This is a genomic window from Vibrio sp. 970 (assembly GCF_033339075.1).
Map to the genome: position 1 here is coordinate 1 of NZ_JAWOTW010000208.1, position 787 is coordinate 787.

Below are 787 nucleotides of genomic sequence, written 5' to 3' on the forward strand. Positions count from 1 at the left end.
TAACTTTGCCAATACACTAGAGCAAATCGTAGATAACACACCCGTGAAACACGTGGTGCTAACTAGCCTTGGCCAAATGCTGCCACGAGCGAAAGGTACGATTGTCGATTTCGTGGTGAAATACGTAAAAGGCATGGTTCCTAAGTACGATCTACCGGGCGCAATTTCAATGCGTAAAGCGCTGCGCAAAGGTCGTCGTCTGCAATACGTGAAGCCGTTTATGTCTGGTGATGATATTGCATTTCTGCAATACACTGGTGGTACTACGGGTGTCGCAAAAGGTGCAATCCTAACGCATCGCAACATGATTGCTAACGTGCTTCAGGCGAAAGGGGCTTACGGTCCTGTACTTTCTCCAGGTCGTGAATTAGTGGTAACCGCATTGCCGCTTTACCACGTGTTCGCACTGACAGTGAACTGTTTGCTGTTTATCGAAATGGGCGGTCGTAACTTACTGATTACCAACCCGCGTGATATTCCCGGCTTTGTAAAAGAGCTGCAAAAGTACCAATTCACAGCGATCACAGGTGTGAATACCTTATTCAATGCGCTAGTGAACAATGAAGATTTCCATGAGTTGGACTTCAGTAATCTTCGCTTGGCTGTTGGTGGTGGTATGGCAGTTCAACGTGCTGTTGCTGAGAAATGGCTGAAGACCACAGGCTGCTACCTGCTTGAAGGTTATGGACTTACTGAGTGTTCACCGTTAGTTGCGGCTTACCCGCATGACCTGGTTGAGTACAACGGTTCTATCGGTCTGCCAGTTCCTTCGACAGAAGTTCGTATG

General features: G+C 47.6%; 1 protein-coding gene. It reads left to right on the top strand.

The features are described from left to right. Window positions 1–787 (top strand): AMP-binding protein (locus tag R7Q11_RS25725; RefSeq protein ID WP_225466946.1); only part of this gene is annotated, 787 nt, incomplete at both ends.